Annotated in this window: 23 protein-coding genes and 3 pseudogenes; 11 read left to right on the top strand and 15 right to left on the bottom strand. The window is 69.8% G+C overall.

Annotated features, from left to right (window positions below; genetic code table 11):
* Positions 1–339: 339 nt before the first annotated feature.
* The 4 genes from ACFWA7_RS32955 to ACFWA7_RS32970 all read right to left on the bottom strand — a co-directional run bounded on the left by ACFWA7_RS32955 (position 340) and on the right by ACFWA7_RS32970 (position 3,948).
* Positions 340–510, bottom strand: coding sequence for a hydrophobic protein (locus tag ACFWA7_RS32955; RefSeq protein ID WP_385546173.1), 171 nt, complete (start codon positions 508–510; stop codon positions 340–342).
* A gap of 360 nt (positions 511–870) precedes the next feature.
* The gene (locus ACFWA7_RS32960; protein WP_385826742.1) at positions 871–1,740 is read right to left on the bottom strand and encodes a class II glutamine amidotransferase; all 870 of its coding nucleotides are present in this window, start codon (positions 1,738–1,740) and stop codon (positions 871–873) included.
* Between the two features lie 750 nt (positions 1,741–2,490).
* Entirely contained in the window at positions 2,491–3,087 is a 597-nt protein-coding gene (locus tag ACFWA7_RS32965; RefSeq protein WP_385546179.1) for an NADPH-dependent F420 reductase, read from the bottom strand.
* Positions 3,088–3,129: 42 nt separating this feature from the next.
* On the bottom strand, positions 3,130–3,948 hold the full coding sequence (locus tag ACFWA7_RS32970; RefSeq protein ID WP_385546182.1) for an inositol monophosphatase family protein: 819 nt from the start codon (positions 3,946–3,948) through the stop codon (positions 3,130–3,132).
* Positions 3,949–4,085: 137 nt separating this feature from the next.
* Between ACFWA7_RS32970 and ACFWA7_RS32975 the strand changes: the two genes are divergently transcribed.
* A complete protein-coding gene (locus tag ACFWA7_RS32975) occupies positions 4,086–4,994 on the top strand; it encodes a LysR family transcriptional regulator (RefSeq protein WP_385546233.1) in 909 nt (302 codons plus the stop codon).
* 523 nt (positions 4,995–5,517) lie between these two features.
* Here ACFWA7_RS32975 and ACFWA7_RS32980 read toward each other — a convergent pair.
* Complete coding sequence (locus ACFWA7_RS32980) at positions 5,518–6,150, bottom strand: TetR/AcrR family transcriptional regulator (RefSeq protein WP_385826744.1); 633 nt, start codon at positions 6,148–6,150, stop codon at positions 5,518–5,520.
* A gap of 128 nt (positions 6,151–6,278) precedes the next feature.
* Between ACFWA7_RS32980 and ACFWA7_RS32985 the strand changes: the two genes are divergently transcribed.
* Both ACFWA7_RS32985 and ACFWA7_RS32990 read left to right on the top strand, forming a co-directional pair.
* Complete coding sequence (locus ACFWA7_RS32985) at positions 6,279–7,217, top strand: alpha/beta fold hydrolase (RefSeq protein WP_385546188.1); 939 nt, start codon at positions 6,279–6,281, stop codon at positions 7,215–7,217.
* 1,148 nt (positions 7,218–8,365) lie between these two features.
* Positions 8,366–9,241, top strand: a complete 876-nt coding sequence (locus ACFWA7_RS32990) for a hypothetical protein (RefSeq protein ID WP_385826746.1) — start codon at positions 8,366–8,368, stop codon at positions 9,239–9,241.
* A 155-nt stretch (positions 9,242–9,396) separates the two neighbouring features.
* Here ACFWA7_RS32990 and ACFWA7_RS32995 read toward each other — a convergent pair whose 3' ends face one another.
* The 3 genes from ACFWA7_RS32995 to ACFWA7_RS33005 form a co-directional block, all read right to left on the bottom strand.
* On the bottom strand, positions 9,397–10,902 hold the full coding sequence (locus tag ACFWA7_RS32995; RefSeq protein WP_385546235.1) for an ISL3 family transposase: 1,506 nt from the start codon (positions 10,900–10,902) through the stop codon (positions 9,397–9,399).
* A gap of 114 nt (positions 10,903–11,016) precedes the next feature.
* Complete coding sequence (locus tag ACFWA7_RS33000) at positions 11,017–11,139, bottom strand: DUF6233 domain-containing protein (RefSeq protein ID WP_385546197.1); 123 nt, start codon at positions 11,137–11,139, stop codon at positions 11,017–11,019.
* 199 nt (positions 11,140–11,338) lie between these two features.
* The gene (locus tag ACFWA7_RS33005; RefSeq protein ID WP_385826748.1) at positions 11,339–11,908 is read right to left on the bottom strand and encodes a TetR/AcrR family transcriptional regulator; all 570 of its coding nucleotides are present in this window, start codon (positions 11,906–11,908) and stop codon (positions 11,339–11,341) included.
* Between the two features lie 104 nt (positions 11,909–12,012).
* Here ACFWA7_RS33005 and ACFWA7_RS33010 point away from each other — a divergent pair, with 104 nt between their 5' ends.
* Entirely contained in the window at positions 12,013–13,413 is a 1,401-nt protein-coding gene (locus ACFWA7_RS33010; protein WP_385826750.1) for an MFS transporter, read from the top strand.
* Positions 13,414–13,512: 99 nt separating this feature from the next.
* On the opposite strand, the gene ACFWA7_RS33015 is transcribed toward ACFWA7_RS33010, so the two are convergent.
* The 4 genes from ACFWA7_RS33015 to ACFWA7_RS33030 all read right to left on the bottom strand — a co-directional run bounded on the left by ACFWA7_RS33015 (position 13,513) and on the right by ACFWA7_RS33030 (position 19,374).
* A complete protein-coding gene (locus ACFWA7_RS33015; RefSeq protein ID WP_385546207.1) occupies positions 13,513–13,653 on the bottom strand; it encodes a hypothetical protein in 141 nt (46 codons plus the stop codon).
* A 241-nt stretch (positions 13,654–13,894) separates the two neighbouring features.
* Entirely contained in the window at positions 13,895–14,758 is an 864-nt protein-coding gene (locus ACFWA7_RS33020) for an SAM-dependent methyltransferase (protein WP_385826752.1), read from the bottom strand.
* Between the two features lie 1,133 nt (positions 14,759–15,891).
* Positions 15,892–17,976, bottom strand: a complete 2,085-nt coding sequence (locus tag ACFWA7_RS33025; protein WP_385826760.1) for a phosphocholine-specific phospholipase C — start codon at positions 17,974–17,976, stop codon at positions 15,892–15,894.
* Positions 17,977–18,900: 924 nt separating this feature from the next.
* A complete protein-coding gene (locus tag ACFWA7_RS33030) occupies positions 18,901–19,374 on the bottom strand; it encodes a MarR family winged helix-turn-helix transcriptional regulator (protein WP_385546213.1) in 474 nt (157 codons plus the stop codon).
* A 101-nt stretch (positions 19,375–19,475) separates the two neighbouring features.
* Between ACFWA7_RS33030 and ACFWA7_RS33035 the strand changes: the two genes are divergently transcribed.
* The gene (locus ACFWA7_RS33035; protein WP_385826754.1) at positions 19,476–20,372 is read left to right on the top strand and encodes a DODA-type extradiol aromatic ring-opening family dioxygenase; all 897 of its coding nucleotides are present in this window, start codon (positions 19,476–19,478) and stop codon (positions 20,370–20,372) included.
* Positions 20,373–20,459: 87 nt separating this feature from the next.
* Entirely contained in the window at positions 20,460–21,395 is a 936-nt protein-coding gene (locus ACFWA7_RS33040) for an NADP-dependent oxidoreductase (RefSeq protein ID WP_385546219.1), read from the top strand.
* Between the two features lie 277 nt (positions 21,396–21,672).
* Here ACFWA7_RS33040 and ACFWA7_RS33045 read toward each other — a convergent pair whose 3' ends face one another.
* The gene (locus ACFWA7_RS33045) at positions 21,673–21,849 is read right to left on the bottom strand and encodes a hypothetical protein (protein WP_385546241.1); all 177 of its coding nucleotides are present in this window, start codon (positions 21,847–21,849) and stop codon (positions 21,673–21,675) included.
* Between the two features lie 704 nt (positions 21,850–22,553).
* Here ACFWA7_RS33045 and ACFWA7_RS33050 point away from each other — a divergent pair.
* Together ACFWA7_RS33050 and ACFWA7_RS33055 are read left to right on the top strand one after the other, a co-directional pair.
* Entirely contained in the window at positions 22,554–23,402 is an 849-nt protein-coding gene (locus ACFWA7_RS33050; protein ID WP_385546224.1) for a class I SAM-dependent methyltransferase, read from the top strand.
* Positions 23,403–23,539: 137 nt separating this feature from the next.
* Positions 23,540–23,914 (top strand): annotated as a pseudogene (locus ACFWA7_RS33055) (transposase); the annotation flags it as partial.
* On the opposite strand, the pseudogene ACFWA7_RS33060 reads toward ACFWA7_RS33055, so the two are convergent.
* Positions 23,797–24,437, bottom strand: a pseudogene (locus tag ACFWA7_RS33060) (ISAzo13 family transposase); the annotation flags it as partial. The pseudogenes ACFWA7_RS33055 and ACFWA7_RS33060 overlap by 118 nt on opposite strands.
* Here ACFWA7_RS33060 and ACFWA7_RS33065 point away from each other — a divergent pair.
* Positions 24,411–24,719, top strand: a pseudogene (locus tag ACFWA7_RS33065) (transposase); the annotation flags it as partial. The pseudogenes ACFWA7_RS33060 and ACFWA7_RS33065 overlap by 27 nt on opposite strands.
* 277 nt (positions 24,720–24,996) lie before the next feature.
* Positions 24,997–25,305 (top strand): hypothetical protein, encoded by a 309-nt coding sequence (locus ACFWA7_RS33070; RefSeq protein ID WP_385826762.1) that lies wholly within the window; start codon positions 24,997–24,999, stop codon positions 25,303–25,305.
* 181 nt (positions 25,306–25,486) lie between these two features.
* Here the strand turns inward: ACFWA7_RS33070 and ACFWA7_RS33075 are convergent, their stop codons facing one another.
* The gene (locus ACFWA7_RS33075; RefSeq protein ID WP_385826756.1) at positions 25,487–26,200 is read right to left on the bottom strand and encodes a hypothetical protein; all 714 of its coding nucleotides are present in this window, start codon (positions 26,198–26,200) and stop codon (positions 25,487–25,489) included.
* A gap of 352 nt (positions 26,201–26,552) precedes the next feature.
* On the opposite strand from ACFWA7_RS33075, the gene ACFWA7_RS33080 reads away from it, so the two are divergent.
* The coding region (locus ACFWA7_RS33080) for a hypothetical protein (RefSeq protein ID WP_385826758.1) at positions 26,553–26,888 on the top strand (336 nt) is incomplete at its 3' end.

Genomic DNA, 26,888 nt, shown 5'->3' on the forward strand with positions numbered 1-26,888 from the left:
GGCGACCCCGTCGAGCCCAGCTCTCTCACGCGTGGCGGGCGGCAACGCTCCGAGCGGGTTCCTCGGGGCAGGACGTGCGCGGGGCCGCTTCTGCGCGGCCCCCCGACCGACCTGTCGTCGACCGAGGACGGAGCTGATGGTGTGGAGGCCGTCGTAGCCGACAACGACCGCACTCAATCGGGACCCACGAAGGCCGGGCGCGCCGAGCGAGGGCGACATCAGGCGGTCGTGGTGGTCCAAGAACTCTATTCGTACACCGGCCAGACCAGACTTCTCCAGCACACGCACACGCACACGCATGCGGTGGCGGTGGCGGTGGTAGGGCTTGGCCGCTGCCTGCTACCAGCGGTACCAGCGGTGCCGATGCCCCGAGGAGTGGGTACCGCGCGCGATGAAGCCCAGGAGCCACACCACCAGCACGATGACCGCCACCCACCACAGCGCCTTCAACGCGAAGCCGGCCCCGAAGAGGATCAGCGCCAGAAGCAGTACCAGAAGCAGGGGGACCATGTCAGACCTCCGTAATCAGCGTCGGGAGACCGGCTGCCCCGGGATGGCACGGATATGCGGGTGATTTCTCCCGCCCGTTGGGGGCAGGCACTTTCGGTCAAGACGAGACCTACCGGCTTGGAGGAGCGTGAGGCGCCGACAAGATCAAGAACGGCCGCCGACCGGGGCACCTGAAAGCCGGCCGAGGCGGCCCGGACCACGGCCAGTTCGCGCGTGTCAGCGGCGACTGCGCACCCGACTGTGACCTGCTCGGCCCCGCACGATGAGCCGGGTTCGACGATGAGCACCCAACGAAAACGACGGCACAGCCGGCCAGCCCACGCGGCACTGGGCCAACGCCCTGACGCCCCGCTTGGCAGGTCAGCTGGCACCTTGTGAGGCGGCCACCTCCGGATGGAGGTCGGTCAGCTGGAGACGGTACGTCGGCTCGTCGGGCAGCACGACGGTGGAGCTGAGGACGTGGCCGGGACTCACGTGGATAAATTCGCCCGAGAGCATCGGCCGCCAGCGCGGGTCGTCGTCCATGGGTTCGCTGGCCACCACCACGCAGGCGGCATCGGAGAGGTCCTGGGAGTGGACGCGCAGGCTGCGGTCTGTGCCTGTGTGATCGAGGTGTTGGCCGCCGCCGGGCCGGTCCAGGACGTACAGCTCATGCGTGTCGGGATACCGCAGGGCCCAGAGCTCGTCGGGGGTGGTGAGAACAAGGTTGAGGGCGTAGAGCGGCAGGTGGGTGGCGACCCAGCGGGCCGCCGCGATGATTCCTGCGCCGACATCGCCGTCGCGCCTGCGGATCTCCCGGGTGATCAGGGCGAAGAACCGCTCGGAGTCCGTGCTGCCGCTGACAGCGGGGCACAGCCCCGGGCCCTCGGTGGCGAGCTCCGCCTCCAGGTCGTCCATTCCCTGGATGACGCCGTTGTGCGCGAAGAGTCGCCCGTCCTGTTCGAAGGGATGAGTGTTGGCGATACTGAGGCCGCCGGTCGAGGCATATCGCACGTGGGCGACGAACGTCGCGGACTCCAGATCACGCGCCTCAAGCGCGAACTCGTGGTCCTGCCATGCGGCTACGGGCTGGCGCAGCGTCACGGGTCTCCCGTCCGTGGCGAAGACCCCGATCCCGGTGCCGTCGGGGTTCGTACGGCTCTGTTGTTCCAGACTGTCGGGGGCTGCGACGAGCCAGAAGGTGGCCCGGACCCGGGCGGGAGCACTGGACATCCCAAAGAGGCGGCACATCCTCGATGCCTTCCCACGGAGCCGACGGGGAACCACGTGATGCTGGCTCTGGCGCCGGTTGTCGTGCGGTTGGCGGATCGAGCAGCGCTGCCGTGGCGTCGTCCAGTGTGCCGGCGACCGAGCATCTCTCTCGTCAGCGACCTGCATTCGACGGGCTGTGCCGGGTGGCTTCGCTACCTCAAGCTGGAGCACCGTCTCACCTGCTGTCGGAGCCAGTTCGGAGAGTACGCGGACAACCCCGAGCCCGGATCTCTCCAGACTGGGGGTTCTGTGAACTCAACCGCAGCAGTTCAGTGAACTACCCCGTGTGGGTTATGGGTCGATCGGAGGGCGGCTCGGGACGACGCCGGTCCCGGTTGTACGACCCGCACCTGGACGTCGGCTTCAGCCCACTGCGCGGCGACGGCCCCGGCTCGCGGCCGGCTACAGCCAGGCCGTCTGGCATCGATGCCAGGTCACTGCTTCGGCGGCAGCGTGATGCCGTCCGGCGCCAGCGCCGTGCACACGCACGCACACTTGGATCGGCCAGTGTGAGGCCGGGGTCGGCGGCCGCCGCGGGTATCGGCGGGCAGGTTCGCGACCAGCTCCGCAAGCGCGTCCGCCGCGAGAAGGGCCGATTCCTCGGTGCGAGGCCGACGGCCCCGGGGAGGGGGCCGCGGGTCGCCGTCCGGCGCTGAATCGCTGGCCCTGGCTGCGCTGTCGTATCCGTTCTGGATGTGGGCCCGCCGGGGGCGGTGCGCTGTGTACGGGTCAGCGGGCGATCGAGATCGCGAAGGGCGCGAATCCGCTGGACCGAATCACGTGCGGGACGAACAGGATCGCGGCCTCCGTGGCGCGGGCGGTCTGGATCCCGCCGAGATCAGTGATCCACTCCTTGCGCCAGCCGAGGTTGAGGAGCAGTTCACGGACGGTCTGCTTGGCCTGCGGGTCGTCGCCGGAGAGGAAGGCATCGGGCGCCTGGGTGAGCGTGGCCGGCGCGGTCATCACCGGGAAGAGCATGGTGTTGAGTGTCTTGACGACGCGCGTTTCGGGGAGCGCTTCCTGGAGTTGCTCGGCGAGGCTTGAGCCGGGGTAGATCAGGTCGGCGGGCAGTCCGTCCGGTCCGTCGACGGTGGCGTTGGAGACGTCGACGAGGATCTTGTCGCGCAGTTCCTCGCGCAGGGCGACGAGCCGGTCCAGCGAGCCGTCGCCCGGGGTGGCGTTGATGACGATGTGGGCTGTCCGGGCAGCGCCGGCGGCGGCGCCCGGCGCGCGGTCCGCCACGGTCACCTCATGCCCTGCCCGGGTGAGGGCTGTGGCCAGGTTGCCGCCGACGCGGCCGTTTCCGAGAACGGCGATGGTGGTCATGATGAATCCGGTCCTTCCGTGCGTGCAGGTTGTGGTGCGCGGTCAGCGTGAGAGCGTGGCGACGGCTTCGGCGTGGATGCCGGGCGCGGCGGCCAGGAAGCTCTCGCTCTGCGGGGTCCAGGGGCGGCCCTGTGCGTCGGAGACCTGCCCGCCGGCCTCGGTGACGAGCAGCGCCCCGGGCAGCAGGTCCGCGCGGGCGCCGGCGAACTGCCAGAAGGCGTCGATCCGGCCGGCGGCCACGTTCAGCAGGTGCAGGGTCGCGGGCACGGCGGTGCGGACGACGAGCGCGTCGAAGAGCATCGCGGTGATCGAGGAGCCGACGCGCCGCACGACCGTCTCGTCCTCGTCCGGCCGGGCCTGGCTGGTGGCCACGATGCTCAGGCCGAGGTCCGCGGTCTGGGAGACGCGCAGCGGCCGGCCGTCGAGGTAGGCGCCCGCGCCGGTGAGCGCGGTGTAGGTCTCGCCGGTCAGCGGCAGGTGGACCGCGGTGAGTACGGGCTGGTTCTCCCGCACGAGGGTGGCGGTCACCGCCCACTCCGGCAGGGCGTGCAGGTGGTTGACGTTGCCTTCGGCCGGATCCACCACCCACCATTCGCCGGGCGGAAGCGCCCCGCCGTCCAGCTCGTCCTCCACCCAGCCGGCGTCCGGGCGCAGGCGTGTGAGGCGGGGACGCAGGATGTCGAGGGCCGTGTCGTCGTTGGCGGCGAGCTCGCGCATCAGCTCCTCGCGGGTCTGGTAGCGGACCACCTCGCCGAAGCGCTCGCGCAGCGCGGAACCGGCCGCGCGCACGGCGGTCGCGGTCTGGCCGAGCAGGTCGGCGTCGGAGGCGGCGACGTCAGCGGTCTGAAGCGTTTCGGACATGGTGGTGCTCCCGTGTGAGGAGGGGTGATGAGGCCGGTCGGGGCAAGCTGTGCGTTCCGTCTTGCGCTCTCGTCTCGAAGGTATAGAGCCCCTTGATTAACTTCAAATGCATGTCAAGCACGGCTAGGTTTACTCATATGCAATTGGATTTGAACCTGCTCGCCGCGCTCGACGCGCTGCTGGAGGAGGGAAGCGTGGCCGGGGCGGCCGCGCGCCTGCACGTCACCGCCCCCGCGATGAGCCGGAGTCTGGGCCGAATCCGGCGCACGACCGGGGATCAGATCCTGGTGCGCACCGGCCGCACGATGACCCCGACGCCCTATGCGATCGCCGTCCGGGAACAGGTGCACGAGCTGCTGCACCAGGTCCAGGGGGTGCTGGCACCGAGCCGTGAACTCGATCTGGCAACGTTGGATCGCACTTTCACACTCCGCTGGCACGATTCCCTGGTCGCCTTGAGCGGCCCCGCACTGCTCGCGGCCGTGCGCGCACAGGCGCCGGGCGTGCGATTGCGCTTCGTTGCGGAATCGAGCATCGACACCCCCGAGTTGCGGCGCGGCGAGGTCGACCTGGAGGCGAACGCCAACCGCCCGAGCGCACCGGACATCCGTGCCGAGAACGTGGGCGAGAGCCCCCTCGCCATCGTCGTGAGGCAAGGACACCCCCTCACCCGCGTCCCGACCGTCACCGCAAAGCGGTACGCCGCCGCTGAGCACGTCACCGTCTCGCGGCGTGGAAACCTCAGCAATGCCCTCGACGACGCCCTCGCGCGCCTCGGCCTCACCCGCCGCGTGGTGGCGACCGCGCCCACGGAAGCGGCAGCGCTGGAGTTCACGCGCGGCTCCGATCTCCTGATCAGCGTCCCCGAAGCCACCACCCGGTCAGCGGTCGCCGACCTCGGCCTGGTCGCGCTCCCCCTCCCGCTCGAACTGCCGTCGGCACCGATATACCTGTCGTGGCATCAGCGCTACGACACCGACCACGCCCACGCCTGGCTGCGCGGGCTGGCGCGAACCGCGCTGGCCACATGCGGAGCGCCGCAGTGATGTCTCGAAGTGGCCCTACCGCCGATCACCTGTACGTACGGCCATCAGGTGGAGCCACCGCAGACCGCCATCGACTGCCTGCCGGCGCCAGCGATGGCCGATGGGAGGGGGCCCTGACCTGCAACTGACCGCTCCGGCGGCATATGCGACAGAATATGCGACAGATCCAGGTGCTCGGACTTCTCCGAGCCTTCGCCCAATTGACCATCCCAACGGCTCCGACAACACAGGTCACGTGGCTCGCGCCGCCCGGACTTGCCGGGGACGGAGCGGAGCAGGGCGGCCAGCCAAGGACGCCCTGCGGGCGCCGCTGCGCGATGGTGCGGCACCCCACCCTGCCCCGGGGCTCGCTGGCTACCGTGCAGCTGGCCACGTCGCTTGTACTGACTGGGGAGAAAACTCCGTCCGCCGACACCTGGTTCAGCGGTTCGGGCCGACGCGCGGGTTTACCGCGCTCCATGTAATGGGCTTGCTTGGCAGATACCACCGACCGAGGGACGCGCAACGCGCATACCACGGAGCGTCAGATGTGGCCCCCGGCCGTCGGCGTTGTGGTGGTCGCGAAGATCCGGTCCAGGTGGTGGTGGAGTACCGCGATGGCTGACTCCGGATTCCGCTGGCCCACAAGGATGCTGGTGCCCATGGTCGCCGCCATCGCGAGCAGGCTGATCGCCTCCGTGCGGGCATCGACGCTGGGATAGGCCAGGCCTGCCGCCCGGGCCTGTTCGAGGAGGCCGGTCAGAGCGTTCTCCGCGGCGTTGGGGTCGTCGATGAACGGCTGGGTGGCCAGGGCCTCGTCGGTCACGGACAGGATCGCGTAGGAGCTGTAGACGAGGTGGTAGGTGCGGCTCTCCTCGTCGGTCGGGAGGGAGGCCACGAGCAGCGCCTCGATGGTGGCGCGCGGGCCCGGGTCCGGCCCCGCGGCAGCCAGGCGGGCGCCGACGCGTGCGGTGAAGCGGCCGGTCAGGTGCTGGAGCCCGTAGAAGAGGAGCTTCTCCTTGGTCTCGAAGTAGTACTGCACGAGCCGGAGTGACACGCCGGCCTCGGCTGCCACGTCGCGCATGCCGACGGCGTGCAGCCCGCGCCGTCCGGCGACCCGGATGAGCGCCTCGGCGATCTGGGTGCGCCGTTCCTCGTGGTCCACGCGCTTCGGCATGTGCCGGTATCTCCGCCCGTCGGTGATGAGTTCATGGTCCACACTCCCCGGACCCCCTTTATGATACCGCCGTATCAACATTATGATACGTTCGTATCACAAAGAACGGATCTTCCCGGAGGTGCCCCGTGCCCGAGAACACGACCCGTGCGCGCCGCGACGTCGGCCGCTACGTCAACGACGAGCTCCGCGACCGGTACTTCGCCGCCGGCGACGTGCTCTACGCGATGGGGGCACCCATACGCTCCGAGACGGACGTCGAGACCAGCTTCGGCACCACCCACGTCTACCGGTACGGCCCCACAAACCCCGCAGCCGAATCCCGCACCCCGATCGTCCTGATCCACGGCGCCGGCTACTCCTCCGCCATGTGGTACCCCAACACCCCCGGCCTCAGCCTCGACCGCCCCGTGTACGCTCTCGACACCCCGGGCGACGCGGGCCGCAGCGTCCACCGCGAGCCGATGTGGCAACCTGAGCGGGCCGCCCAGTGGATGGACGAGGCCCTCGACGCACTCGACCTCGACCGGGTGCACCTCGTCGGCTCCTCCTACGGCGGCTGGCTCGTACTCAACCAGGCCCATCAGCGCCCTGAACGGCTCGCCTCGGTCACCGCACTCGACCCCGGCGGCCTGGAGAAGGTGGGGCTGCGCTTCTTCGCCTGGGTGTTCGTCAGCCTGTTCGCCACCTTCGCCCCCAAGGCGCTGCGTCCGCGCCTCGCCGCCTGGCTGGACCAACCGGTCATCGCCGTCCCCGAGATGCGGAAGTGGGTCCAGCTCGGTGCGCGTGCGTTCCGGATCCGCCGCCCTGCACCCCTGCCGCTTTCCGAGGACGCGCTGCGATCCATCCGGACCCCGCTCTACGTCATCATGGGCAAGCACAGCCTGCTCGTACACCCGAAGCGGCAGCTGGAACGCGTACCGCGCCTCGTAGAAGGGGCCCGCGCCGAGATCATCGCCGCGACAGGCCACGGACCGCAGATCGACCACCCCGAGGTGGTCAACGCCCGGATGCTCGGCTTCATGGAAGAGGTCGACTCGCCGACCCCTGCCACAACCGACGCGTAGGACCGGAGGGAGGACACCGGCGCCGACCTCAGCTTGTTCTTTATCTTCGGCGGTCTGCGGCTGGGTCGGGCGGGCCCATGAAGGCGTCGAGCGTTTCAATGATCTTGCGGAGCTCGCGGGCTCCGCGAGGCGACATTGCTCGGATCACGCCGTCGAGTAGGGCACGGCCTTCGAGAGGGTTGCCGCGGCAGTACCAGTGCACGTTTCCGAACTCGTCGTCGTGCCAGAGCTCACGCGCGGGCCGGTGGACGTGCACCTGGTTTCGCCCGCACGAACAGCCGCAAGGAACCGAACTGTTCCACATCAGAGAACTGCAACGGCACGGTGGCGTAGTACTGCTCAATACGGGCTTGCAGAGATCCACTCATGCGCCGCATCCCACCACGCGACCACACCACACCACACCGCACCCGAGATTCACCCTCCACAGCAGCCGGGCGTGCTGGGTCTTGGGCGGTCAGAGGTCGCTCAGACCTCGGATCCGATGGCAGGGTTGTGGGCTGTCCCGGAACGTGGTGTGGGAACCGCGGTCGGCTGGCGTAGCTGGTCGGGGATGAGGTCGCCGTGGCGTTGGCGGAGGTAGGCCAGGGCCTGTTCCAGGGAGGCGTTGTGGTCGATGCCGTTCGCCCGGCGTTCAGGGAGAACCGTGCGACATCACTTGAGTTCCCTTGAGCCCCGCTGAGTGTCCGGGCCGGTGGCCAGGGGTTTCTTCCTGTATCTGGGGCTTGGCGGTCAGGTGACGTAACTTCGGGATTCCTGAAGCGTTCTCACCCTGTCCGACTGATCTGCGGTCTGGGCGAAGGTGAGAAGGCTCGGGTTGGTGGCGTTGGCGGTCGTACCGGATCTGCGCGAGCTTCGGGAGCCGGCCTCGGGCGATGAGCGTGCCCTGCCCGTCCTGGAGAACGGCGCCCCCAGAACCTGCCCGGCACCGTCGACGAGTACCCCCCAATTGGTGCCTCCCCATCGCCGACCCCGCCGGCCGGCCGCTGACCCTGGAACAACTCGCGGCCTCCCCGGGCCCCCAAGCCGTGGCCGACCTCTACACCTACCTGGCCGGCTGACGCGCAGTCGCCTGCGATTCCCGTCCTCGAGAAGGTACGGCTCGCTGTGGCCTTACGAACTCCTTTGCAGGGTCCTACCTTTGAGTCATGGAACCTCAGCATCCCGGCCCGCTGGCGGAAGTTGTGTCACCCGTGACAGCCGGATGGCGGCTGCTGTTCATGCCCAGCCGGGCCCGCGAGCTGGCCGTCGCGCTCGGCGCGAGCATCATGGTCCCGTCGATGGTCGCAGCCCCACTTCTGCTGGCCGCTCTGGTGGCCGCCGTGATCTCGGGGAGCTCACTCGTCTGGGGCAGTTTCTGGGTCCTACTGGCGCTCACGGTCGTCGCAGTGATCCTGCTCACCGTGGCCATGATGTACGTCACGGTCTCCATGACGGTGCGGTGGGTCGAGCTCCGCCCCCTGGGAACTCCGGCCCAGGTCGTGATCGCCCGCTTTCTGCGTTCGTCGACCATGGCGATGGCTGATCTGCAGCGAGTCTTCGTCATCGAGCGACTCAGTCTGGGGCAGCGACAGTCGATCAAGGTGGTGTTGCATACCCGCAGCGAGACGGTGGAGTGCGAACCAGCGACGTCCGCACCGCTCTCTCGGGTCGACGCAAAGGCGCTGACCGGCTGGTTGACCGAGCAACTCGGCCGGGTCCAGGTGGCGGTGGAGCGTCAGACGGAGGTCAAGCGAGACTTCCTGCGTCCGGACGAGTGGTGGACCCGGTCCCACACCGCCGAGCTGTGGCGGGTACCCGTCGGCGAGGTCGACGGCATAGCCGCCCAGCGCGGCGTCGAAGGCTATCGGTACACGCCCCGGGCATACGCGATGTACAGCCCTGGCACTTCGGTCACCGTCTACGACCCGGGCCGGGCCTACGAGGTCGCCGAAGAACTCCGCGCGGAACGAGCCGCCGGCCAGGCCGCCGACAGCACGGCAGCCCCCGGCCCGGCCGAGGACGACGCAACGGATTCCCGCTGACTCGGTCGGGCCGGTCCTGACCTGGCTCGGAGACTGCACTCTTGTGCGACATCACTTGAGTTCTCCTGAGTCCCGTGGAGTCTCCGTGCCCGTGGTCAGGGGGGAGTGTCTAATCAACGGCCCTGTCTCACATTCGGTGGTGACGGAGCGTGCTGCTATCCGAGGAGGATGCGGTGGCGTAGGAGGGTGAAGCCCGCGCGTCCGTGTATCTGGCGCGCGATCCGTTTGGTCTTGGTGTTGACGCCTTCGGTGGGGCCGTTGCTGTAGGGAAGGGTGAGTCCGGCGATCACGGCGTCGAGGTCTCGTTCCAGGCCCCGGGTGAAGGCGTGCAGATGGGGCAGGTCGGTTGCCCGGACTTGGGTGATCCAGCGGGTGAGTGCGTCGGCGTTGTCGGCGTGCGGCGTAAGGAGCGGGGCGAAGGCTCGGATACCGGCGGCCAGTTGGGTCATCTCGGGGCAGGCCGCGGTGAGTTTGGCCAGGAGCTCGTGTTGTTCGGCTTTGAGGTTGTCGGGCCTGGTCAGCAGCATCCTGGCGAGGCGGCGTGGGGAGATGTGGCTGCGGTCGGCGTCCGCGCGGCCTTGGTTGATGTACTTGTGCAGGAGGTTGAGGCAGCCGGTGAAGCCGAGGGCTTTGATCTCTTCGAAGAGGTGCAGGACGGGGGCAGCGGGGTCCTCTACCCGGCGTTTGCGCAGGTGTTCGCGGTAGGGGTCGACGAGGCTGGCGCGGTATTTGGGGACGCGGAGCATGCGCTCGGGCCGGTCGGCGCGCGCGTAGCGTTTGACGGTGTTCAGGGCGAGTTGCAGACGGCGGGCGCATTCGAGCAGGCCCACGCCCTGGTCGAGCAGGCCGTGGACCTGATGCCAGCGGTCGAGGGTGGTCTGGGCACGGGGCCCGTCGTAGAGGGGCGCGTCCAGCACGGTGGCCCAGCAGGCGCTGTGCGCCTTCACCTCGCTCAGGGCGGCTTCACACAGGTTGTGCCACACATGCCACCGGTCCGCGACCTGCACCGCATCGGGCAGAGCGCGCCGGATAGCCTCAGCATAGGTCGCCGAGCCGTCACGGCACACCACCTCGACGCCCGGATGCGTCCGCAGCCACACCTCCAGGGTGTCGGCCGTGCGGCCATGCAGCACATCGATCCGCTCATGAGTCTCGGCGTCAATCACCACAGTGGCATAGCGGTGCCGCCGACGCAGAGCGAAGTCGTCGACGCCGATCACACGGGGCACCCGCCCGGTGGGCAGTGGGATACGGAGCAGGGTGCGCAGGGCCGTGTGACGCGAGAGGCCCATCGCGAGTATCGCCAGCAAACGTGCACCGGCCCGGCCCGCTAACTCCTTGACCACAGCCTTGACCTGCCGGGTCAGCCGGGTCGTGCGGCGCTGATACCGCTCCAGCACCCCGGGCACCTGCTCGCGGAAGGTGTGCCGGCAGCCGCGCGTGGGACACACCAGACGCCGCACCCGAACGCGAACCACCACCCGCCGCCCATCCACCGACACATCGGCCACCGTCCGCAGGTGAAAGCCGTGCACTCGCCCAGACAGTGCCCCGCACCCCGGACACGGCACTGGTTCCTCCGGCGTCCGTGCCCGCACCGAAATCCGCTCGCCGTCGTCGGCCACGTCCTCGATGACCAGCGGAGACAGCCCCGAAAACACCACGCTTACAAGCTCGTTGACATTCCGCACGACAGGTCAACGACGAACCAGCACGCTCAGTTACCACCGAATGTGAGACAGGGCCGTTGATTGGACAGACCCTGCCCCGGCTGCCTACTCCAGCACGCCAAGGGCGGTGTCGGGCCGGTAGAAGTCACAGGCCGGAACACCTTCGGTGAGGGCGGCGAGGGCCTGTTCGCGGTTGACGGCGTGGGCTGGCCGGGCGCCATCGAGCATCCGCCGACATGGACAACTTCGGGCAGCCGGGCTTTGCCGGGGCCTCGCCGTACGTAGGCGATCACCCAGTCCGGTGGAGGTGGGAGCGGTCGGCGCGCCGCTTCCTCGGCGGCCCTGTGACGGGGTGCGACGCGACCGCCCGCTGACCGGTGCCGGCGACCAATGGGCGGACCACACCGACTACTTGGCCGCCTGACGGTCAGCGCAGCAGCCGGTCGACCAGGCCGTCCACGTACTCCGCGGTGAGCGGGCCCGCGCCGAACAGGACGCGGATGTACATCGGGGCCATGACGTGGTCGAGGACGGCCAGCGCATCGGGGGGCCGCTCGCCGCGCTCGCGCGCCCGGTCGAGCATGGACTGCATCTGCCGGGCGCGTTCGGCGAGGAAGCCGTCGCGCAGGCGCAGGCCCTCGGGTCCGGAGCCGGACAGGGCGACGGCCAGGCGGAGCACGGCCAGACCGTCGGGGCCGGTGATCTCGCGGGCCACGGCGGCCGCGTAGGTGCGCAGGTCGCTGACCAGGTCTCCGGTGTCGGGCATCGGTGACCGCGCGTTGAGGCGGGTCAGTGTCACGTCGGTGAGCAGTGCTTCGAGGCTGCCCCAGCGGCGGTAGACGGTGGTGTCGGCGACTCCCGCGCGGGCCGCGACCTCGCTGACGGTGAATCCGCCGTACCCGCGTTCGCCGACCAGGTCGGTGACGGCCTGGTGCACCGCCGCGCCGACGCGGGCGCTGCGTCCGCCGGGCCGCCGGGTGCGCTGTTGCTCGTCCATGCCTCTCACCTTAACGCAGCCCGAACTTGCGTTTACGTGTCCAGTTCCTCTACGGTCGGCTTAATGCAGCCGGTGGCTGCTTTAAGTGAGAGGGAGGGGATGTCATGCTCGTGGTGACCTGCCTGGGGCAGTTCATGGTGCTGCTCGACAACACGATCGTCGGCGCGGCACTGCCCGACATGCAGCACCGCCTGGGTGCGGGGCTGACCGGCCTGCAATGGATCGTCGACGCCTACGTCCTGCTGGTCGCCATGCTGCTGCTGTCCGGCGGGGTCTTCGCCGACCGCTTCGGCCGCAAGCGCGTGTACCTGAGCGGTGTCGCGGTGTTCACCGCCGCGTCCGTGCTGTGCAGCGTCGCCCCCTCGGTCGGCTGGCTGGTGGCCGGGCGGGTGCTGCAGGGGGTCGGGGCCGCGGCTCTCAGCCCCGCCTCGCTCGCACTCCTGGTGGCCGCGCATCCCGCCCCGCAGGAACGGGTCAGGGCGATCGGGCTGTGGGCAGGGCTCAGCGGCATCGGCCTGGCCGTCGGGCCCGTGGCCGGAGGCGTCCTGGCGCAGGCGTTCGGCTGGCCCGCTATCTTCCTGGTCAACGTGCCCATCGGCGTGGTCCTGCTGGTGGCCGGCCGACGCGTCCTGGTCGAGTCCCGCAACCCGGACGCGCGCGCCCTCGACATCCCGGGCACGATCCTGTCCGTCCTCGGGGTCGGCACCCTGGCCTACGCCCTGATCGAGGGCGGCTCGCGGGGCTGGACGTCACCGGTGATCCTCGGTGGCTTCGCCGCGGCGGCCGTCCTCCTCGCCGCGTTCGTCGCGGTCGAGCGGCGGCACCCCGCACCGATGCTGCCACTGGGCCTGTTCCGTCAGCGGCTGTTCACCGTCTCCAACTCCGCCATGATCGTGGTGGGGTTCGCGCTCATGGGCTCGTCGTTCTTCTTCTCGCAGTTTTTCGTGTACGTCCAGGGCAGCTCGATCCTGCGGGCCGGACTGCAGACCCTGCCCATGACCCTCGCCATGGTCGTCGCCAGCCCCTTCGCCGGCCGCCTCGCCGCCAGGTACGGCTACCGGTCCGTCGTCACCAGCGGCCTGGCGCTGGCCGGGCTCGGGCTCCTCGCACTGGGCGGGGTGCACGCCGACACCGGTTACGCGAACGTGTGGTGGCGGCTCGCCACCGTCGGCGTCGGCTTCGCCCTGACCATGTCCCCGCTGACCGGCGCCGCCATCCAGGCGGTCGACCCGCAGGAGGGCGGCCTCGCTTCGGGCATCAGCAGCACCACGCGGCAGATCGGCGCGGTGCTCGGTGTGGCGGTGCTCGGGGCCGTGGTCCGCGCCCGGCAGTCCGGCGGCGCCTCCTTCGAGGCCGGTCTCGACAGCGCCTTCGCCGTGGCCGGAGCCGTCACCCTGGCCACCGCGGTGTGCACCGGCCTGTGGCTGATGAGGTCCCGGCCGACGCCCGAGCCCGCGCCCGCGCCGCAGCAGCGCCCCGACCTCAGCGCGCGGCGAACTCAGTGAACTGCCTCCAGGCGTCCGTCTACAGCACCAACGGCGTGCTCGCCAGGCGCTTCGCGTCGCGTGGCGAGCCGGTGCGGAACTTTCACGCGATCGCGTCGATCACCTGGCGATGATCCCGCCACCGGCCGCCACGCTTCGGCGTCCGGTCCGCCAGCAACTGGTCGGGGCCGACGGCGGGGGCGCGTCCAGCACGGCGACCCGGTCACCCATCCGCGCGCAGTGCTCGATCACCGCGTCCATCAGGGTGAAGCGTCGGTCTTTTCCGCCACGGCCCACAGATCGGGTACGGCCACGACGGACACCTCCGACAGCTTCTCCAGCCGCAGCTGCCAGAGCACCGAGCGAACCTGTGAAGGGGGGCGAGGCGCTGGCTGGCCTCGCCCCGGGTACAGCGCCGCTCGCCCCCACTTCCCCTCGTGGAAACGCGTCAACGTGGGTCATGCCGCCCGGAGCGCGCATCGAGACCTTCGCAGAGGGCCCTTCAGCCAGCCGGGTCGGCATCCGCACGCTCTGTCAGCGTGCCGGTCGCCACCCAACAGGCGGGCAGACGGGAGACAGTGCGCCCGTGCCCGATGCGGGGGTCGGCTCCGCTGTAGACCTCAGCATGCCAACCGTGGCCTGCCAGCCACGACTGCAGGTCGTCCCGGGCGGACAGCCAGCGGGCACCCTGCGACGCGAGCCGTTCACGGGAGGGTTTGCCCTCCTCCCCCAGCATCGCCGCCTCCAGCTGTTCCAGCATGATCCGGCTGCCCGGCGCGGACAGCGCGGACAGCTCGGAGAGCAGGGCATCCCCCGCTTCGTCGGAGAGGTACATCAGCAGGCCCTCCACCAGCCAGGCGGTCGGCTGGTCGGAGTCGAAGCCCGCCTCGCGCAGCGCGTCGGGCCAGTTGGCGGTCAAGTCCGCGGCGACTCCGCGGCGTTCGCAGGTTGTGGCCAGTCCCGAGTGGGCGATCAGCGCGTCTTTGAAGGCCGTCATGTCCGGCAGGTCGAGCTCGTACCACTGTGTTCCGGGCGGGCAGTCCAACCGGACGGTCCGTCCATCCACTCCAGCGGCCAGAGTGACGACTTGGCGGACCCCGGCGCGCATCGCGCTGAGCAGCTCGTCGTCGAAGAACCGGGTGCGTACCGCGAAGTACGCGGGGTATTCGCGCGTGCTGCTGCTCGCTCGGGTGACCATTTCAGACACCTCGGTGAAGGACTGGTCCTCGGCGATCGCCTTCAACAGCCCGTCGGCGAACGGGTCTTGGAACAGAGCGTCGGGTCTCAGGCTCTCCATCTGTCGCATCCAGGCGACGACCAGCGCCGTCTGCCCGACGCCTTCGGGGACCTTCAGACCGTCGATCATCGCGATTCTCCTGAGTGAGGGGGTGGGGATGGTGGGTGGAGTTCCTGCTTCCGGCACCGGGGCGGCGGAGGAGTACTGGCACATCAGTGCCCCGGGCGCGTATCAGTCGTAACCTCCGCAAGGGGCGAGGAACTCACAGGCCGACGCGATTATCACTGGTTTGAGTCCCTGTGATCACGAACTCCACCGTATTCACAGACTTTTTGCCGCCGCAGACACCAGCCTGGGTCCTGGACACGACAGCCCTTCGGGAAACCCGACTTCCAGGGGACCTGACCCGACGCCGTCCGGCGGAGGGCAACCGGGCCGCGTACCCGACCGGCAGGACAGAAACCCGCTCCCCGCCGCGCCGGACACCTGCAGCGGCCGAGGACGCCCAGCCCGGGGCAGCGCGCGGCACTCCCCCTTGACTGGTCAGGGGCACGGCGGGTGCGCCGGCAGCTGGTTCTGCGGCAAGAGCAGTCGGCGCAGCAACGCCAGGAACACGTCACGGCCTCAAGCGGAGGCCGGCGAACCCGCCCGCTCGACCTCGGCTTCGTCCTGCGCCATCTCACCCGCCACGACGAGGCCCGCGCGACCCTGACCGCCACCCATGGCGCCCACACCCGCCTCAAAAACCCCGTCGTCTCGAAGCCGCCGTTGAGCTCCGCACCCTGGGCGTCTCCGAGGACATCACCCACCCCTTCCAGACGTGAGGTTGAACGGACCGGCCTCGTGCCAAGGGGCTCCTGCGGCCGGGTGACCGCCCGGGGGCAGCGCCCCTCCTACGTTGGGGGCGGGCTCGGGTCGATCATTCGCAGGATCGGCGGAGCCCAGGGCTCCAGGTATGGCTCAGTGCCTGTCGCCGTTGGATGGCTTCAGAGACTTGGCTGCCGGGACCAGCTCGCCGAGGGCCTCGGCAAGGTGAAACAGCCGGTGAACGCGACCCTGCGCAACTCAGCGGCGATCCTCGCAACAGACAACTGACATGTGGTCAACCACAGGGCATCACAGGCGGATCGACTGGGCCGTCCGCGCCCTGACCCCACGGTTCCTCTCGGTCCTGGGCCTGGCGGGCTGCCACGACGGCTCGTCGCCGCAGCCCGTCACGACCACTCACAGCGCCTCGCCCGGCTGACCGCCGGGCGGGCCGGTCAGCCCGACACGCTCGGGCGGCCGTTCTCGATATGCCCCATCAGGCGCCTACGGAACGGGCTCCCGCCATCCGCGGTCACTTCGAGGTCGTACCAGCCGTGCGCGTCGGCGGCCGAGTGCACCACGGCACGGCTGCGGCCCGGCTTGACCGTCACGGAACGCTTCCAGTCCCGCAGGTCCGTCTCGTCGGCGTAGCCGAGTGGCCGCACGACGAAGGTGACGGGCCGCTGTCCGCGGTTGCGGAGGGAGAGGTGGACGTCCCGGTCGTGGTGGTCCAGGTAGGTGGTCACCTCGGCGACGTCCGCGTCGCCGGCACCCTCGAACTCGCGCCGGAAGCCGTTCGGCCCGGTCACCGTGAACCGGTAGGCGCCGGTCAGCGGAACGGTCCACTGGTCCTTGCCCCGCACGTCCTTGTGCTGCGGCGCGGCGAACTCCTTGGCGTACGGGTAGAGCGCGAAGTGGGCGCTGGCCCGGCCGGTGTTGCTGAGCTGCACCTGGAGGGTGCCGCCCGCGACCTTGGCGTAGGCGTCCGGCTGGTACGGCAGCGGCCGGGCGGGCCGGGTGCCCTCCTCCTGGACGGGCATGTGCTGCCGCGCGGGCGGCTCGGGGCGCCAGCGGCCGCTCATCGGCGGAATCGGTCCCGGCCGGTGCACCGCGGGCCGCGCCCGGCCACGCTTGAAGTCGAAGGCCGAGGTCAGATCGCCCGCGACGGTGCGCCGCCAGGCACTGATGTTGGGCTCGCGCACCCCGGTCCAGCGCTCCAGGAAGCGGATGACGGAGGTGTGGTCGAAGACTTCGGAGCAGACGTAGCCGCCGACGCTCCAGGGCGAGATCACGAGCATCGGCACCCGCGCGCCGAGGCCGGTCGGCTTGCCCTGCCACTGCTCGTCCGTCACCTCGGGAGGGGCCACCGGCGGCGGGACGTGGTCGAAGAAACCGTCGTTCTCGTCGTAGTTGATGAGGACGACGGTGTGCCGCCAGACGTCGGGGTGCTTTCCGAGCGCGTCGAGCACCTTGTAGACGATGGTGGCGCTGTGCACGGGCGAGGAGACGCTCGGGTGCTCGGAGTCCAGCGCCGAGGGCACCAGATAGGAGACCTCCGGCAGGGTGCCGGCGGCGACGTCCTTGCCGAAGGCGTCGGCGAGCGTCCCGGTCGGCACCCGCCTCAGCCCCCGCTCGAACAGGCTGCGTTCGGCCTCGGTGAGGGTGGCAACTCCCTGGTCGAGCAGCCCGAGGAGCCGCTGGCGCTCGACGTCGCTGGGGGCGTCGCGTACGACGGAGTAGAAGGACTCCATGAACGTGTGCCCACCCGTCCTGGCCAGCGCCTTGCGCGCGATCGCCTTGAAGGTGGTGAAGAACTCGATCTGGTTGTCGGTGAAGTTCTCCCACTCGGTGTACGTCTTCCAGCTGCGCCCAGCCTTCTCCAGCCGCTCGGCGTAGGTGCCCCAGTCGTACCCAGGGTGGGTGCCCTCGTCGTAGGCGTCGTTGCCGACGGCCCGCTGGCCGCCCGGCTCGAACCCGGTCTTCCCGCTCCACAGGTGGTTGCGGTTGGGACTGGTGGAGCTGTGGATGGAGGAGTGATAGGCGTCGCAAACAGTGAAGGTGTCGGCGAGCTCATAGTGCAGCGGGATGTCCTGGCGGTCGTAGTACGCCATGGTCGCCGAGGTCTTGGCGGACACCCAGTTGTCCATCCAGCCGCCGTTCCAGGCCTTGGTCCCGCCGCCCCAGGAGTGGTCGAGGGCCCCTATGTACTGGAGGTCCTTCTGCTGGGTGGCGGCAGCGCCGCGCACGGGGAAGGGCAGAACGGTGCTGTCCAGCGGCCCCGGCTGCTCGAACACGGGCTTGCCGTCCGGGAGTTGAAGGGCATTGCGATCACCGAAGCCGCGGACTCCGCGCAGGGTGCCGAAGTAGTGGTCGAAGGACCGGTTCTCCTGCATGAGGATCACGACGTGCTTGACCGCGCTGAGGCCGCCGGCCGGGGGGCCTGCGGCCATCGCGGTCTGCAGCGAGGGCGGCAGCAGGGAGGCGGCCGTGGCTGCGCCGAGGGCGCCGCCACCCAGTGCGAACAGTCGCCGCCGTGAGATGCCGCCTGCGTTGTCCGTGGCCAACTGACCCTCCTGAGTCGTGTGAGGTGTGTACGGGGGAACGCTAGTGACCCGGGATGTCCACCAGAAGACCCCACCGCGCCCCCCGGGTGAACGTCCAACCGTCCGCCCCCAAAAGTCCAACAACGCAGCGGCTCGGCCGTGGCGCGCTCGAAGCGGAGCACGAGACGGTCCGGGTACGGGTCGACGCACTCAATGCCCCACGGGCGCGCGGTGTTGATCTGGCGCCAGGCCAAGGCAGCCATCACCCAGACTCCCACAGCAGTTGATGGCGTGGGCGAGAACCTTCGGCCGGCGCGGCCCGGGCGGTGTACGTGGTCGAGCTGACCCAAGAGCTGCCCCCCTACGGCATCTCATGCGCTCCACGCAGACACAGCTCCGTCCGCGTTCACCGCAGCTCAGAGGGGTACGCCCGGTGACCGCAACCGCGACCGCGGCGGTTCGCCCCCAACTCCGCAGCCCCGGGCGCTACTTGCGGAAAGAGCGGGGCATGGCCCCGCCCGTGTGGTGGTGCGCCCTTGAACGCCGGCACTTCCCCGCCGTATGACCCGGCGTCAACTCATGTGGCTCTCGGCCTGGTCCGGGTCGGCGATCATTCTCACCCTGCCGACGGCGAGGCCTACGGCCACGTCGCCGGCTCCAGCGAACACCGACAGGCGGTGAACGGCCCGAACACCCTGCCCTTCGCCCGGCTCAGCGACAGCCACCTCGGATTCCGGGCAGGCCATCCCTGCCCGCGCCACGATGAGCCATGTGATCACAGTGGAGGACGGCGCTCGCTCGACCGTCCTCACCGCGTCGGACGGCGCCTTGTCCCCAGCCTTCGCAGCGTTGCCCAGCCAGCGCGAGAAGCATGTCGACGAGCAGTAGCGGGGTGAGGAAAGGCTCGTGCGAGGACAGGGCTCAGCCTCCTTCGAGTTCCTGGCGCACGGTAGCGGCGATACGGACCAGTGCGGCCTCAAGGTGGCGGCGTTGGGCGGCGCTGAGGGGATCGAACACGAGCCGCTTCACCTGCGCGACGTGTTCGGGTGCACTGTCGGCGAGCTTTCGACGGCCGGTGTCGGTCAGGGTGGCGAGGGTGTACCTGCCGTCGCCGGGGTCGGGACGGCGGGTGGCCCAGTCCCGGGCTTCGAAGCGGTCCATCAGCTTCGACAGGCGGGGCTGGGTGCTGTCGCAGAGCCTCGCCAGGTCGCTGAGCCGCATCGTGGCCTCATCGGCCATGGACAGCCGGGCCAGCACTCCGTACTCGAAGTTGGAGATGCCCGCGTCTCGCTGCAACTGCCGGTCGAGGGCTGCCGGTAGGGCGATGACGACGGTCAGGAGTTCCTGCCACAGGGCCTGCTGGTCGTCGTCGAGCCAGGGTGACTGGGTGTTCATGAGCCCCATCATACTTTCCCAGGCAACTCCAATGACTTGCCTGGGCAAGTGATGATGAGTTACTTTTTCACTTGCCAAGGCAAGTGAAGGAGCTGATGTCCATGACCACCACAACCAGTCTGGCCTCCCCCAACGGCCTGACTTCCCCGTTCCCCGCACGGCCACCGGCCGCGGCCTACGACGACCTCCTTGCCCGCGTCCTGCCCCAGGCACGCGAGCAGCAGGCATGGAACCCCTCCGACGGCCCCTTACCCAGCCTCTTCGTCAGCCACGGGGCACCGTTCACCCTCGACGACCCGCAGTGGCTCGGCGACCTCTTCGACTGGGCACAGTCCATGCCCAAGCCCCGGGCCATCGTCGTCATCTCAGCCCACTGGGAACACGCACCGGCCGCGATATCCGCAGCCGCGGCCGACACCCCGCTGTACTACGACTTCAGCGGCTTCCACCCCCGCTACAAGACCCTCCCCTACACGACCCCCAACGCCACCGACCTCGCACGGCGGCTTACGGGCCTGCTGGGCCCCACGCCGGTACACGAGTTCACCGACCGCGGCCTCGACCACGGCGCCTTCATCCCGCTCATGGCCATGTACCCTGCGGCTGACATCCCCGTCGTACAGCTGTCGATGCCCAGTTCCGAGACCAGCGCCCTGCTCGAACTCGGGATGCGTCTGCGGCCCCTGCGCGACGAAGGCATCCTCGTCCTCGGCTCCGGCTTCATGACGCACAGCTTCGCCGTCTTCCGCCGACCAGAACTCGCCGCCCACACCGCGGCCTTCGACGAATGGGCCGTCGACGCCCTCAGCCGCGGCGACGCGGACGCTCTGGCCGACTACCGCACCAAGGCGCCCAGCGCCGCGATCGCCCACCCGACGGCCGATCACTTCGTCCCGCTGCTCCTCACCGTCGGCGCCGCCGACGACCCCGCCAGCGCCGTGAGCGCCATCGACCGCATGGTGATGGGCAACTCCACCCGGTCCGTCCAGCTGACCTGAGACCCGAACGTCTCGACTCGCTCCACCCTTCCCGCCTGATCGCCTCGCCCCGCGGCGACGCCATCAACTCCCCCGGAGGAAAGCGCCATGAAGACAATCCGTTTCCACGAGTTCGGCAGCAGTGAGGTCCTGCGCTACGAGGACGTCGACCGTCCGGTCCCCGGCGCCGGGCAGGTGCTGGTGCGGGTGGCAGCCACGTCGTTCAACCCGGTCGACGATCACATCCGCGCCGGCGTGCTCGCCGAGATGATCCCGATCACCCTCCCCTACGTGCCGGGGATCGACCTGGCGGGCACCGTCGCTGGACTCGGCGCGGAAGTAACGGGTCTCAACCTCGGTGACCGAGTCGTGGCGATGCTGCCCCTGGACTCCGCCGGAGCCGCCGCCGAGTACGTGCTCGCCCCGGCCGAGTCCCTCGCCCCGGCTCCCCGGACAGTCGAGCTGACCGACGCCGCAGCGCTGCCCCTGACCGGGCTGGCGGCCTGGCAGACGGTGTTCGAGCTGGCCGAGCTTCAGCCCGGCCAGTCCGTCCTGGTCAACGGGGCCGCAGGCGCGGTAGGCAGCCTCGTGGTGCAGCTCGCCGCCGAGGCAGGAGCCCACGTGACCGCGGTCGACACGCCACAGCACGCCGACCGCCTCCGGAGCTACGGCGCTCGCCAAGTCGTCGCCCCCCTCACTCCCGCCGCAGGCCCGGCTGCCGTCGGCGGCCCGTTCCAGGCCGTGGTCAACCACGTGCGCCTCTCCCCCGAGGAGCTCACGCAGCTGACGAACTACGTCGCCGACGGCGGCATCGCCGCCAGCACGGCCGGCCCGATCCCCGAGGACAACACCCGCAAGGTACGCAGCGCGAGCCTGTGGGTCCGCAGCGACCGGGCCCAACTCACCGAGCTGGTCACGAAGGTGGACGCCGGCAAGCTCCGACTCCACATCGCTGCCCGCCGCCCGGTGGCCGAGCTGGCCGCCGTGCACGAGGACGCCGGTAGCGGCCGGCTTGCCGGAAAGACAGTGATCCTCGTCCCCTGAACTCACCCCGGCGGCAGCCAACATGGTTGCGCCCTCCACCGCCGCCGGGAGCACAGGCCAGACCCCATGGCATCGAATGAGCGGCACACCACGGGTGGCCGGCCATACGACCCACCCGGCCGGCCACCCGCGCGGCAGCCAGACACCTCTGCTCCGCGTCGGCCTCGCAATGCCGCCGGCAAGCCGACGCTCGGGCCGCGCACTTCAGGCCCGAGCTCCGGCGTCGGGAAGACTCGCCGTACCGCACGGCGGGCCCCGTCCCGTCAGCCTCAGCCCGTCACCGCGATCCCGCCGCCACCAGAACCGCGGTGACGGGCTCGAGCTCCGCGACCAGCCCATCACGTTCCGCGCAAGACAGCGCCTCGTACGGCGCGGCGGCAAGCCCGTCGGCCAGGGCCTCAACGCGCTCCTTCGTCGCGCGGCCCGCATCGGTGAAGCCCGTCGGTATAGACAGGCCGCGCTCGCAAGGCCGACCATGTCCGCGGCCAGCTTCCCCTTCGGGAGGCGGCGCACACGCCCCGACGACTGCGGCGGGTGGACGCCACGCGCCGGCGCATCAAGCACATGGGCGTCCGTCGCGGCCCTGGTGTCAGGTCGGCGGCACGCACCAGGCTCGGCGGAGCCGGCCCGCTCGACGCCGAGGATCCGCCGCAGAGAGGCCGCGCTGCCCCGCCCCTGCGCGGCGCCGGCGCCGGCGCGCAGGCTGCCGCCCATGCCGCATCGGTGTTGGTGCGGATCCCGCGGTCGAAGGTCGCGACGCGCGGGCCCGGCACCTGATCGGCGACCGCCAGGAGGAAGTCGGGAGGGAACCGTCCATGGTCTGCGTCCTGGGCTGGGAGGCGAAGACAGCCGCGCGGCAGGCGGGGAAGAGGCCCGCGTCCACGGCCACCCGCAGGGTGTTCACCGCACGGGCCGAACCACCTCCGCCGAGCGTGCGGTCCAGGAAGAAGGCGAGGACGTATTCGATCTCCAGCGTGCCGACTGCGGCTGTGCGGGCGAGTTCCGCGCTCGCCGTGGCCTCGAAGGCCACGCACGCGGGCAAGCGCGGGTCCTCGTGGACGCGCACCGATGGCAGCACCAGCGCAGCCGGTCCGCACCTTCGATGCCTCCCCCGCCAGGACGGGCAGGACTCCTTGAAATCGACCGTAGGCTGGCGTGGTGACTGATGAGCAGGAGCGGGTGCGGCCGTCGGGAGTGTGGGCCACGGCGGTGGGGGTGGCCAGGGTGCGGGCGCTGGAGAGCGAGCGGGAGAACGCGCTGTTCCGCGACCCGCTGGCACAGGCCTTCGCCACCGCCGGCGGCCTGGGGCCCTCCTCGCCGCCGCTGCCCGACGAGGCCGCGCACCTGCGCCGACTGGCCGTGTCGTACTCCATCGTCATCAGGACGAAATTCCTCGACGACCTGTTGCAGCAGGCCTGTGCGTCCGGGGTCCGCCAGGTCGTGCTGCTCGGCGCCGGCATGGACAGCCGGGCCTTCCGGATGGACTGGCCCAAGGGCACCCGGCTGTTCGAGGTCGACACCGCCGCGCCACTGGACTTCAAGTCTTCGGTACTGCGCCAGGAGCGGGCCGTCGCACGCTGCGAGCGGATCACCGTCGCGGTGGATCTGCGCGAGGACTGGCCAGCCGCGCTGGCCGCCGCAGGACACGACCCGGCGGTGCCGACCGTATGGATCGCCGAAGGACTGCTGATCTACCTCCCCGAGGACGCGGTGGAGCTGCTGCTGGCCCGGATCAGCGCGCAGTCGGCGCCGGGCAGCCGGATGGGGCTGACGCTGAGCCCGCGCGGCGTGATCGAGCGCTTCCGCGCGGATGCCGCGCCGGGATCGGCGGCGTCCATGTGGCTCTCGGAGATGCCCGACGACCCGGTGGACTGGCTGGCCGGGCACGGCTGGAAGGCCACCAGCCACACCCTGCGAGAGCGCGCCGCCGCCTACGGCCGCCCGATCACCACCCCGCCGCAGCACGAGGAGCAGTCCGGCGGACTGATCTCGGCGGTCCGCCGATAGGGCGCCTCCCGGTTGTCCCGACAGCCGTCAGTTGTTCCCAGGGGGCGGATACGCGAGGGCCGGGGGCCGGAAACGGGGATTCAGTTCTGCAACGGTGCTTGCTGTGACTGGTGGCCAGCTTGGTCGTTGGTGTGGTTATGGGTGGGGTCCTTGCGGATGTCAGTTTGTGGGCTGGGCAATTGGGTGCGGTGCACGAGCGGTTCGTGCACCGCTTCAGCCGGGAAGAACCGCGGCAGTCGGCGCTCGCGTATATGCGAGGGTTGATCGCTCCGCTGGAGCGGAAGAATGGCTGGACGCTCGCGGAGGAGGCCGGGCATACGGGCCCTGACCGTATCCACCGCCTGCTGAACCGGATCGAGTGGGACGCCGACGAGGTCCTGGATGACGTGCGCGACTACGTCGTGGAGCACCTTGGGGACCGGGATGCCGTCCTCATTGTCGATGACACCGGGTTCCTGAAGAAGGACAGTCGTTCGGCGGGCGTGCATCGGCAGTACTCCGGCACCGCCGGGGCCTGTATTTGAATAACTGTCAGCGACGGGTTTGGGTGGGAGTGACTCGGGCGCGCAGCTGTTCCAATGTGCGGGCGGCCGATCCGGGTATAGGTGTGACGAGGACCCGGTGCAGGTCCAGGAGCCGCTTTCCGTCCTGGTACTGGATGGACAGGTTGGTGCGGTTGACGCCCAGCAATTGGGCCAGGAACGTAATGGTCACCGCCCTTCGGCGGCGCAAGATGGCTGCCAGGAGCCGGTGGAGGTGGTCCACGCTGCTGGTCTGCGGGTGGAGGTAGCTGCGCGGGCGGTGGAAGCGTCGCTGGAATGCTGCCGCGGCCATGGCGTCCCAGTAGGGTTCCGAGACCACCACCAATTGCTCGAAGGCGATGCGTGACATGCCGGTCAAGGCCGGATCGGTGAGCATCGTGGTCAGGGCCGGGTCGGTCTGGCGAGTATTTGCCGGCGCGTCTGGCGTTCGAGGTGGGACGGGAGCCAGCGTGTAGTTCCAGTCGCCGTGGAAGGCGTTCGGTGTGATCGGCAGGCCCCAGGCCGCACCGAGAACTGCCAGATCGGCGTATTCGCCGCCTATGCCACCACCCGCGGTCACGCCCTGGTCGACCGCGAGCTCTACCTGCCCAAGTCCTGGACCGAGGACCGCGAGCGCTGCCGAGCGGCCCAGGCCCCCGACGAGCGCGACTTCACGGCCAAGAACGACCTCGCTCGTTCCATGATCCCGCGGGTCATGGGCTCCCCCGCTGGTCTTTCCTGGGTCACCGCGGACTCTGCTTACGGCGAGGACTCCCGTTTCCGTCGTTCTCTGGAAGATGCCGGCCCCTCCTATGTCGTGGCGGTGCCCAAGTCGCAGCAGGTCCATGGTCCGCGCATCGACTACCTCATCGGCCAGGCCCCGCCAGAGCGTGGCAACGTCTGTCCTGCGGAGATGGCGCCAAAGGACCGCGGCTCTACGCCTGGGCAGCGGCCCGGTTGCCGGCCGTCTGGGAATTCGACGGCGACAAGTCCACGCGGCAACGCTGGATGCTCGGCCGCCCCGCAGCATCACCAGGCCCGAAGAGATCGCCTATTACCTGGCCAGTGCCCCTTTGGACGCCACGATTACCGACCTGGCCCGCATCGCGGGCTGCCGCTGGAAGATCGAGGAGTGCTTCCAGAGCGCGAAGAACGAATGCGGCCTGGACCAGTACGAAGTCCGCCGTTACGTCGGCTGGTACCGGCACGTCACTCTCGTCATGCTCGCGCACATCTTCCTCGCGGCCATGGCCGTCCAAGAACACGAAAAGGGGGTGACGCGGCCGACACACCCGACCTCGTGGACCTCGCCCCGGCCGAAATCCGCCGTCTGCTGGCAGGTGAACCCCAACGCCGTCCTGCACGACGCGATCACGCAGTGAGGTGGTCGCACTGGAGACGCCGCCACCAAGCACGCGCCCGACACTGTCACTACATGCGGCGTGGCCACACGTTCGCGGGACGGTCCGCCAAGACCGCCCCGCACCCCACCCCACCCCACCTCGCTACACTCCCCACATCCAAGCCGTTGACCAGCGGTAATGGAGAAATACGGCGGGAGTACTAGTGGCGGGGTGTGCGGGCGTCGTTGCGGATCCTGGCGGCGGTGTCGGCGTTCTCGCCGAGGCTGACGCCGATGCCGCCATGACGCAGGGCGCCGGGGTCGAAGACCATGACTTCCCCGAAGGTGTAGTGATCGGCCCAGGCGCAGACGGGGGACGTGGTGGGGATCTTTTGGATGTCCGTACGGAAGTTCTGACACTTCATCACGGCGTCGCCCAGTCCGGTGGGATGCATCGTCTGGAGGGGGCCGACCAGCGCGGCGTGACTGGCCGTGTCCAGGGCGGCGTCCTTGGCGATCTTCGCGAAGTGCCGGTCGATGACCTGCTCGGGATCGCTGAGCGTGCCCCAGGCCCCGGTCAGCTGGACGGTCTGCTCCGAGGCGGAGCTGTTCGATTTGTACGAGATGGATACAGGTATGGGGCTCGTGATGCCGAGGTCGGCATAGTCGCGTGCGGCCGTCGCGGGGGCAGGAGTCGTATTTTTCGGATCGACGACGAAGGCTCCGCTCAGCACGCTTTGCGGGGTGGTGAGCACATACGCACCGGACGGGGACGGCGTGCTCCTGGCTGTGCCGGTGGCGCTCGTCGTGCCGGTTGCGCTGGTGCGGTGGCCGTACAAATATCCGGCCGCCGCGGCGGCCACCACCGCGCACGTCACGCCCACGGCGAGCAGCACCATCCGGCCCGTCTTCCGGCGCTGCGGCGGCACTGACACCGGATCATAGGCAGGCCCGAACCCAGGCCCCGGCGCCTGCTGAGGCCCATACCATCCGCCCGGCTGCTGCTGGCTCACACCCAACCCCCGCTTCCCGCTCGTCACTGTGCGCTCCGGGCCATCCTGGCTGATCGGCCGCTCAGCGCGCGCACCGGGCCCCGGGAGCCGTCCCCGCGACCAGCGCCGTGTTCACGGACCGACACCGCCGGCGGGGCGCGGCATCCCGCGCAGCAGGGCCGGTTCCTGGGCAGCATGAGCCTTGGGGCAGGCCTGCCCGGCTGGCCCCGGTTCAATTCAAGGTCCCTTGATGTAGGTTCGCGCGCCCACGCCTCCGCTCAGGCGGGCCCCTTTCGTGACCGACACGGTGCTGCGCACTGCGTCCTGGATGAGCCGCCCCACCACGGTGTCTTCGCCGCAGCCGTTAGGATCACCGCCGGGGGTGGATGCCATGGTGGTGCGACGATGGCTGGCCAGTGGCGTGCTGGTCGCGGGAGTGTTCGCGGTGTCCGGCTGCGGAGGCGGGGCACGAAGCAACCCGGAGGCGGTGCCAACAGCCACGCCCACCAGTAGTGCGCGGCCGCCGGTGACCGCTACCCAGCTGAAGGCGCTGACCTTCGAAGCGGACGAACTGCCCCAAGCCTCCCGCGTGGTGGTGCAGGAGGCTCCGACCGGCGACCCGGCGGAAACG

The sequence above is a fragment of the Streptomyces sp. NPDC059994 genome, from assembly GCF_042737755.1.
GTDB lineage: Bacteria > Actinomycetota > Actinomycetes > Streptomycetales > Streptomycetaceae > Streptomyces.

Coding starts and splice junctions, on each gene's coding strand:
- ACFWA7_RS32955 (WP_385546173.1), bottom strand. CDS start 510: ATGGTCCCCCTGCTTCTGGTACTGCTTCTGGCGCTGATCCTCTTCGGG.
- ACFWA7_RS32990 (WP_385826746.1), top strand. CDS start 8,366: ATGGAACCTCAGCATCCCGGCCCGCTGGCGGAAGTTGTGTCACCCGTG.
- ACFWA7_RS33000 (WP_385546197.1), bottom strand. CDS start 11,139: ATGCTCGATGGCGCCCGGCCAGCCCACGCCGTCAACCGCGAACAGGCC.
- ACFWA7_RS33015 (WP_385546207.1), bottom strand. CDS start 13,653: ATGGACGCGGTGATCGAGCACTGCGCGCGGATGGGTGACCGGGTCGCC.
- ACFWA7_RS33020 (WP_385826752.1), bottom strand. CDS start 14,758: ATGATCGACGGTCTGAAGGTCCCCGAAGGCGTCGGGCAGACGGCGCTG.
- ACFWA7_RS33010 (WP_385826750.1), top strand. CDS start 12,013: ATGCTCGTGGTGACCTGCCTGGGGCAGTTCATGGTGCTGCTCGACAAC.
- ACFWA7_RS32970 (WP_385546182.1), bottom strand. CDS start 3,948: ATGTCCGAAACGCTTCAGACCGCTGACGTCGCCGCCTCCGACGCCGAC.
- ACFWA7_RS32965 (WP_385546179.1), bottom strand. CDS start 3,087: ATGACCACCATCGCCGTTCTCGGAAACGGCCGCGTCGGCGGCAACCTG.
- ACFWA7_RS32975 (WP_385546233.1), top strand. CDS start 4,086: ATGCAATTGGATTTGAACCTGCTCGCCGCGCTCGACGCGCTGCTGGAG.
- ACFWA7_RS33005 (WP_385826748.1), bottom strand. CDS start 11,908: ATGGACGAGCAACAGCGCACCCGGCGGCCCGGCGGACGCAGCGCCCGC.
- ACFWA7_RS33030 (WP_385546213.1), bottom strand. CDS start 19,374: ATGAACACCCAGTCACCCTGGCTCGACGACGACCAGCAGGCCCTGTGG.
- ACFWA7_RS33040 (WP_385546219.1), top strand. CDS start 20,460: ATGAAGACAATCCGTTTCCACGAGTTCGGCAGCAGTGAGGTCCTGCGC.
- ACFWA7_RS32960 (WP_385826742.1), bottom strand. CDS start 1,740: ATGTGCCGCCTCTTTGGGATGTCCAGTGCTCCCGCCCGGGTCCGGGCC.
- ACFWA7_RS33035 (WP_385826754.1), top strand. CDS start 19,476: ATGACCACCACAACCAGTCTGGCCTCCCCCAACGGCCTGACTTCCCCG.
- ACFWA7_RS32980 (WP_385826744.1), bottom strand. CDS start 6,150: ATGCCGAAGCGCGTGGACCACGAGGAACGGCGCACCCAGATCGCCGAG.